Origin of the sequence: Methylobacterium isbiliense, from assembly GCF_022179325.1 — a bacterium.
GTDB classification, from domain to species: Bacteria; Pseudomonadota; Alphaproteobacteria; order Rhizobiales; family Beijerinckiaceae; genus Methylobacterium; species Methylobacterium isbiliense.
Genome location: NZ_BPQQ01000059.1, coordinates 1 through 6,087 on the forward strand (window position 1 = coordinate 1; position 6,087 = coordinate 6,087).

At 66.4% G+C, this 6,087-nt stretch carries 12 protein-coding genes; 4 read left to right on the forward strand and 8 right to left on the reverse strand.

The features are described 5' to 3' along the window. Window positions 1–51: 51 nt before the first annotated feature. From merT to MFF61_RS23405, 4 genes are read right to left on the reverse strand one after another with little or no spacing between them, the layout of a single operon-like run. On the reverse strand, window positions 52–288 hold the full coding sequence (gene merT, locus MFF61_RS34145; protein ID WP_505744352.1) for a mercuric ion transporter MerT: 237 nt from the start codon (window positions 286–288) through the stop codon (window positions 52–54). Further along, window positions 285–443: a mercury resistance system transport protein MerF gene (gene merF, locus MFF61_RS23395; RefSeq protein WP_435404810.1), complete on the reverse strand. Its 159-nt coding sequence runs from the start codon at window positions 441–443 to the stop codon at window positions 285–287. Before merF ends, merT begins: the two co-directional genes overlap by 4 nt. 48 nt (window positions 444–491) lie before the next feature. Further along, window positions 492–785, reverse strand: a complete 294-nt coding sequence (locus tag MFF61_RS23400) for a cation transporter (protein WP_238239740.1) — start codon at window positions 783–785, stop codon at window positions 492–494. A 15-nt stretch (window positions 786–800) separates the two neighbouring features. Then, window positions 801–1,208, reverse strand: coding sequence for a mercuric transporter MerT family protein (locus MFF61_RS23405; protein ID WP_238239742.1), 408 nt, complete (start codon window positions 1,206–1,208; stop codon window positions 801–803). A 71-nt stretch (window positions 1,209–1,279) separates the two neighbouring features. Between MFF61_RS23405 and MFF61_RS23410 the strand changes: the two genes are divergently transcribed. The 3 genes from MFF61_RS23410 to MFF61_RS23420 all read left to right on the forward strand — a co-directional run bounded on the left by MFF61_RS23410 (window position 1,280) and on the right by MFF61_RS23420 (window position 2,976). Beyond that, window positions 1,280–1,696, forward strand: a complete 417-nt coding sequence (locus MFF61_RS23410) for a MerR family transcriptional regulator (protein WP_238239744.1) — start codon at window positions 1,280–1,282, stop codon at window positions 1,694–1,696. 204 nt (window positions 1,697–1,900) lie between these two features. After that, complete coding sequence (locus MFF61_RS23415) at window positions 1,901–2,395, forward strand: hypothetical protein (RefSeq protein WP_238239748.1); 495 nt, start codon at window positions 1,901–1,903, stop codon at window positions 2,393–2,395. Next, window positions 2,392–2,976, forward strand: a complete 585-nt coding sequence (locus MFF61_RS23420) for a recombinase family protein (protein ID WP_238239779.1) — start codon at window positions 2,392–2,394, stop codon at window positions 2,974–2,976. Before MFF61_RS23415 ends, MFF61_RS23420 begins: the two co-directional genes overlap by 4 nt. A gap of 50 nt (window positions 2,977–3,026) precedes the next feature. On the opposite strand, the gene MFF61_RS23425 is transcribed toward MFF61_RS23420, so the two are convergent. From MFF61_RS23425 to MFF61_RS23440, 4 genes are all read right to left on the reverse strand, one after another. Then, window positions 3,027–3,725, reverse strand: coding sequence for a hypothetical protein (locus MFF61_RS23425; RefSeq protein WP_238239760.1), 699 nt, complete (start codon window positions 3,723–3,725; stop codon window positions 3,027–3,029). After that, the gene (locus MFF61_RS23430) at window positions 3,725–3,871 is read right to left on the reverse strand and encodes a hypothetical protein (RefSeq protein ID WP_238239762.1); all 147 of its coding nucleotides are present in this window, start codon (window positions 3,869–3,871) and stop codon (window positions 3,725–3,727) included. The genes MFF61_RS23425 and MFF61_RS23430 overlap by 1 nt, the downstream gene beginning before the upstream one ends. A gap of 354 nt (window positions 3,872–4,225) precedes the next feature. Then, window positions 4,226–4,609 (reverse strand): DUF5615 family PIN-like protein, encoded by a 384-nt coding sequence (locus MFF61_RS23435; RefSeq protein ID WP_238239764.1) that lies wholly within the window; start codon window positions 4,607–4,609, stop codon window positions 4,226–4,228. Then, entirely contained in the window at window positions 4,606–5,214 is a 609-nt protein-coding gene (locus MFF61_RS23440) for a DUF433 domain-containing protein (RefSeq protein WP_238239773.1), read from the reverse strand. The genes MFF61_RS23435 and MFF61_RS23440 overlap by 4 nt, the downstream gene beginning before the upstream one ends. 472 nt (window positions 5,215–5,686) lie before the next feature. Between MFF61_RS23440 and MFF61_RS23445 the strand changes: the two genes are divergently transcribed. Next, the coding region (locus MFF61_RS23445; RefSeq protein ID WP_238239777.1) for an ArdC-like ssDNA-binding domain-containing protein at window positions 5,687–6,087 on the forward strand (401 nt) is incomplete at its 3' end.

Sequence of the window (6,087 nt, forward strand, 5' to 3'; positions counted from 1 at the left end):
AAATTGGACCGCCCTTTACACCTGTGCCGATGATGGCGAGATCGTAGGGCTTCATGCGAAGCCTCGGGGCGACGGACGGGGACAGGTGCTGCAATTCCGTCGGCGCAGATGCCAGCCGAGGCCGATGACCCCGAGCACCGCTACGATCCCCGTGGCGATTGGCCAGGTGGGAGCTAGCAAAGCGAGTGATCCACCCGAGAGCAGGAAAAGCGGCAACCCGCAGCAGACGAGATGGATGGCCATGATGAGGAGCATCCCAGTCGTCTTGTCCGAAGTCTTGTCAGTCATAATGCGATCCTACGCTGCCAGTAGAGCCCGATCCCGAGCAGCCCCAGGCTCAACAGCAGAGCCGGGACCACGACGTAGTCGATGCCTGCTGCCCATGCGGACAGCCCGATGGCTCCGAGCCCGATCACCAGGACCGGGGTCGCAGACCGCCGCAATCACGGCACCAATGGCCCCGGTTTGGATGAGTGTCCGGTTCTCCACGGTCAGTTCTCCCGCACGCGGGAGGGGAAGCCGACATGGGTCGTCGCGACCGCCAGCGCCTCAGGAGTGACCCGTAGATCGTCAAAGGTGACGGTCGCGAGGGCTGCACCCGCGTTCTCGGTGACGATCACTCGGCTCACCCCCGACACCTTGGACAGGGTGCGCTTCACGATGGGGGCGCAGGTCACACAGCTCACGTTCTCGACGTCGAGCGTCACGGTGCGTTCGGCCGCGCCAACAGCACCGGCCAGGAGCAGCGTGGGGACGACGAAGGCGGTGCAGATCTTGGTGTTCATGGTCACGGTCTCCGATCAGATTTCGAGGAGGAAGGGGGCGAGGTAGGGAAAGGCGGTCGCGATGGTCACAAGGACGGCTGCCGTCCAGAGGCCGATCTTGGCGATCCGCGAGGAACTCGGGTTGGCACAGTAGCTACCCTCGGCACAGGCGGCCTTGGGGGAGCGGTAGACCCGCACGAAACCGCTGGCCAGGAGACCGACAGCGGCCAGGATGAACAGGGGCTGGTAAGGTGCGAGGGCAGTCAGGTTGCTGATCCAGGCACCGCTGATGCCGAGGGTGAACAGCAGGAACGGCAGAATACAGCATGAGGACGCCCCAAGAGCGGCCAGGACACCGCCGATGGCGAGTAGACCTGAGGTTCTCCGGGGAGAGGTTTCGAGCCCCACTTGGTCCTGAACCCTCTCGGGGGCAAATGCGCGCATCCGACTGTCTCCTGCGGTCGAGAACGCTACCTTTGCTTCCTGTAGTGGCTACAGGAGCAAGGGGGTTGTCGATGAACCAGATCACGCCTTCGAGAGGGGAGACGTTCCATATCGGCGAGCTGTCCCGGCGGGCCGGCGTCCATATCGAGACCATCCGCTATTACGAGCTGATTAAGATGCTGCCGCCTCCGCCCCGCAGCGAAGGGGGGCGCCGCGTCTACGGGGCGGAGCACGCCCAGACGTTGACCTTCATCCGCCGGGGTCGTGAACTCGGCTTCACCCTCAATGAGATCCGAGCCTTGATCGCCTTGGGCAACTCGTCCTTCGCCTGCTGCTGCGACGTGCGGGAGATCGCGGCCAAGCACCTGGATGACGTCCGAGCGAAGATCGCCGACCTGAAGAAGCTAGAGAGGCTGCTGTCCCAGACGATCGGGCGGTGTGAGGGCGGGACTGCACCCGAGTGCCCGGTGCTTGAGATCCTCACCTGAGCGACGACGCTGCCCGTCGGGGGCGGAAAATCCGTGGCGACACGTTGTGAGAGAAGCGATGCGTCTCCGACAATCGAACGTTTGCGAGAGGACGGTGTCATCGCGGGTCTGACGATCGCGATCATTCGCCTTTTCGTTCTCGAAACTGCCTCTTGAAACCAACTCCGAAAAGCAGAAGGGTGGAGGTGAGTTTCGGGAGGCGACATGGCCAAGCAGGACGATCCGGCAGCGTTCGCCGAACTTTCGGACGCTGACCAGCGCACGGTCATCGCTTGGCTACGCGACACCTTCGAGGGCGCCGAGACGCCGAGCAGCGCCAGCTCCTATGACCTGAAGCACCAGTTCCAGGACGCGCCGGGCGGCTTCTATACCACCAACGGCGCCTTCAAGGGCGCGCTCCTCGCGGCCGGCTTCGCCCGCTCCAGCCCGCCCAGCGACAGGAATTGGCACTTTCGCCTCACCCCACGTGATCGGCGCCCCCGGCCCGAGGACGACACCTTTGTCGCCTGGCTGTTCGCGCAAGGCGAGCGCCCCGATCCGATCGGCGACATCGCCCGCGACGCGCTCGCCGATCCCCGGTTCCCGACCCTCGCTGACGGCCCGGCCGCCGTCGAGGCCTACCTGGCCCGGCAGGGCGCTTCGGAGGGAGCACAGCGTTCCCTCGCCCGTGCCGTCGCCGAGTGGCGGGCGCGGTCCTGATGCTGGTCGGCTACGCGCGGGTCTCGACTCAGGATCAGAGGCCCGAGCTGCAGCTCGACGCTCTGCGCCAGGCCGGCTGCGAACGCATCTTCGTCGAGAAGGCCTCGGGCGCCAGCCTTGAGCGGTCCGAGCTCACAGCCGCGCTGTCGTATATGCGCGCCGGTGCCGGTGACGTGCTGGTGGTCTGGAAGCTTGATCGCCTCGCCCGCTCCCTTCGCCAGCTCATCGAGACGGTGGAGGGCCTCGAACAGCGGGGGATCGGCTTCCGCTCGCTCACCGAGGCGATCGACACGACGTCTGCCGGCGGGCGGCTGACGTTCCACATCTTCGGAGCGATGGCTGAGTTCGAGCGCTCGATCATCCGCGAGCGCACGCGCGCCGGGCTCGACGCGGCGCGGGCCCGCGGCCGCAAGGGCGGTCGGCCGCCGGCCCTGACGAAGAAGGACCTGGCGGCGACGCGCGCCATGCTGACCGATCCCGAGATCACGATGGAGGAGGTCGCGGCTCGGCTGAAGGTCGCCGCTTCGACCCTCTACCGCCACCTGCCCGGCGGCCGCGGCGCGATGCACGAGGCCGGGTGACGATCCGAGTGATTAGGCCCCCGGGTGCAAAACCGGGTCAGCTGACGGCGTCAGTCCGCGAACTCGCCCTCCGCGAAATCCATGAAGGCCGTCGTCCGGCCGCGCGTGCCCATGTGATTGTAAGGGTCGAGATGCGCGAGGCGGTAGCTGTTCGAGACGCCGTAGGCGTTAGCCTGGCTCGCGGTCCGTTCCGTATGCACGAGGCCGAGCACGGTGAGCAAACTCAGCGCCCGCTTGACGTGGGCTCGCTCGAGCCCGGTGTAGCCCACGATCTTGTCGTAGCTGATGGTGGCCAGGTTCGTGCCGTTGTCGCGCAGCGCGACGAAGAGCAGGTACAGCTTGAGCGCGTGCAGCTCCGCCGCCTGCCGAAGCGTCAACGCGTGGAATGCTTGGACCTCGCCAGATACGTAGAGTTGGCGGGCCGGAAGCTTTCCCCAGCCCGCGGACCTGTCGTAGGCGGCGAGCCGGTAGGTGCTGCGGCCCAAGGGCCGCCGCTTGAGCAGCTGCAGCTCCGTCAGGACATCGAGACCACCGGCGATCTTCGCCCGGCTGAGCCCGGTCGCGGTGCCAAGTTCGGTATGGGTGAGCTTCGCCTCGCCCATCTCCGCATCGGCGCGGTGCGCGATCGTCATGAGGAGCGTGAGCGCCGCGATGTTGTCGGCACCCTGGTCGCTGACCCAGCGCAGCCGGGTTAGCCCGCCTTCGTGGATCCAGGTGGTCGGCAGCATGACCCAATCGCGCATCCGCATCACCGCCGCTCCTTGTCCCGAGCCAGCGACCAGACCGCGTGGATGGCGAACCCGGCCAGGGCAAATCCCGCGAGGACGGCCATCACGGCCAAGTGCTCGATCGGCACCTGGCCGAGGGTCGTCGATATCTCGTTCAGCTCCTTCATTTCGACCTCCGACTTCTCGAAGGCCAAAAAATCGTGCGTCCCCAACCTATACTCTAGAGGCAGTTTTTAAAGAACGGCCCGGCTTGCCTCTAAAAAGCTCCATATTATAGAGGCTTGCGGCAGAAACACGCGTTCATGACAAGCTCCGAAACAGTTCATGAAGCTGCACTGGTGAACTGCTGCGCGCGGGAGACCGTCACCTACGTCGCCGCCTGGCACGGGTCTGCCTGCGCCGGCGAGCTTCGGCACTGCGGCGGATCGGTGCGGCTTACATCACGCGCGAGCTCATTGATCAAACGGATGGGTTAAGATCGTTTATGTGTATGCACTTTCATGTGTATAAAATTGTTTCCGTCACGGCAGGTCGTAGCGGTCGACCGTCACTGCCCCGTCCTCGAAAGCCGTGACTTCCAGAACCTCGTTGTAGGACTCCTCGCTCGTGAGCCGGCTGAGCGCTATGCTGAACAAGCGCTTCTGCAGCTCGAGGCTCATCAGCTTCGGCGCGGCGTTTAGGCAGATCAGGCCGGCATGCACAGCTTCGCGCCCGTAGAGCGCGAGGAAGTCGACCGTGTTGTTCGTCACGAACACGAACCCCTCGTCGACGGCCCGACGCGCGATGGTCCAGTCCTTGGCCGATGTTAGGCCGAGCCACGTGACATGGGTCGACTCGGGGTAGCCATGCGCTCGCGCCAGCTCGGCCAGATCAGGGCTCAAGCACTCGTCGATCAGGAGCTTCACGCCGAGGGCACGTCTGCGAGGCGCAGCCGCTCGGACGATTTCGGCCCCGCAGCTCGCCACGGAGGCGTCCGAGGGCGCCCGCGCCGCGGATAGGCGGCCGCGTAGATTGAGGCGAGGCCGATGCGGCGTTCGTCCAGCGCCGGGTAGGCCTGCGCGAGCGCCGCGATCGTGTCGCCGTTGGCCATCATGTCGACGATGTCATGCACCGGGATCCGGGTGCCGGTGAAGCACGGCGCGCCGCCCATGACCTCCGGATCGGTCGAGACCATCGCCTTGGCGTCGTCGAACTCGGCCAGACCCTGTTCCAACTCCGCCTCGATCACGCCGACCTCGACCGTGACGGCCTGGTCGCGGATGACGGGTTCCTCTGGCTTGTTCAGTACGCTCTGGACAGCGCGCCGGCGGGCTTCGGGTTTCAGCACGTCGGCCGTGACGTAGGCGAGCTTGAGCGCGACGAGACCCGGGCCGTCGATGACCCGTGTTCCCTGCCGGACCTCGACAGCACCCTCGAGCAGTCCCGCATCGATGATCCGATGCACCTGCTTCAGCGGAACGCGGGAGGCAGCGGCGGCTTCGTTCGCGGTGAGCGCTCGCGTCTTGAGCATGGCTTTGCCAAAAATCTTCCAGAATGGAGGAAGGATATAGGGGATCGCTTGACCCGAGGCCAGGACCCATCGCGGAGCCGTGTATCAGGCCTTAGGGGTATACACATCAGCGCGTATAGGACTTCGTTGCTGGCGAACCGGGTAAGCCGGCCGCGCTCTAGTCGGGGCTGCGCCCCTCCCGGAGCCCGCACGCGGTCTCCGCCCTGACGGGTAACGATCGACTTTCGCACAGCACGGTGGCCTGACGGCCAGCATCTCTCGGTTTGGCGGGGCGCCGAGGGGGCGCTGCCCCCTCGCCCCACGGAACGCGGCCTACAGGGCGGCAGGGCCGCTCGGCTGCGCAGGGCTGGCGCCCCGCGCGCTCGCAGCCCGGCCGCCCCCGCCCGCATCCCTCCCCCGGCTCCCCCGTCTCGCCGACGGGCAGGGGTCATGGCGGGGCCCTGACCCCGTCAGGAACGAGGGACCAAACACCATGACGAAGCAGACCAACGGTGAGCCGGGCGCGACGGCGGCAGCGAGCGCATCGGCTCCGGACTCTTACGCGCGCATCACCACCCGCATCGTGGCCGATCTGGAGAGCGGTGTCCGGCCATGGTGCAAGCCGTGGGGCGGGGACCAGCTCGGGGCGAGGGTGACGCGGCCGAGGCGCGCGAACGGGAAGCCCTATTCCGGCATCAACACGCTCCTCCTCTGGCTTGAGGCAGTCGAGAAGGGCCACCGCTCGCCGACGTGGATGACCTACCGCCAGGCCCAGGAACTCGGGGGGCAGGTGCGCCGGGGCGAGCGCGGGTCCCAGGTCGTCTACATGGGCGAGACCACCAAGCGCCGGCAGGACGAGAGCACGGGCGAGGAGGGGTCATCGCAGAATGTGTC

What these genes read in the sequence shown, in the direction of transcription:
- merT (WP_505744352.1), bottom strand. Translation starts at nt 288, where the DNA reads ATGACTGACAAGACTTCGGACAAGACGACTGGGATGCTCCTCATCATG.
- MFF61_RS23400 (WP_238239740.1), bottom strand. Translation starts at nt 785, where the DNA reads ATGAACACCAAGATCTGCACCGCCTTCGTCGTCCCCACGCTGCTCCTG.
- MFF61_RS23405 (WP_238239742.1), bottom strand. Translation starts at nt 1,208, where the DNA reads ATGCGCGCATTTGCCCCCGAGAGGGTTCAGGACCAAGTGGGGCTCGAA.
- MFF61_RS23410 (WP_238239744.1), top strand. Translation starts at nt 1,280, where the DNA reads ATGAACCAGATCACGCCTTCGAGAGGGGAGACGTTCCATATCGGCGAG.
- MFF61_RS23415 (WP_238239748.1), top strand. Translation starts at nt 1,901, where the DNA reads ATGGCCAAGCAGGACGATCCGGCAGCGTTCGCCGAACTTTCGGACGCT.
- MFF61_RS23425 (WP_238239760.1), bottom strand. Translation starts at nt 3,725, where the DNA reads ATGCGGATGCGCGATTGGGTCATGCTGCCGACCACCTGGATCCACGAA.
- MFF61_RS23430 (WP_238239762.1), bottom strand. Translation starts at nt 3,871, where the DNA reads ATGAAGGAGCTGAACGAGATATCGACGACCCTCGGCCAGGTGCCGATC.
- MFF61_RS23440 (WP_238239773.1), bottom strand. Translation starts at nt 5,214, where the DNA reads ATGCTCAAGACGCGAGCGCTCACCGCGAACGAAGCCGCCGCTGCCTCC.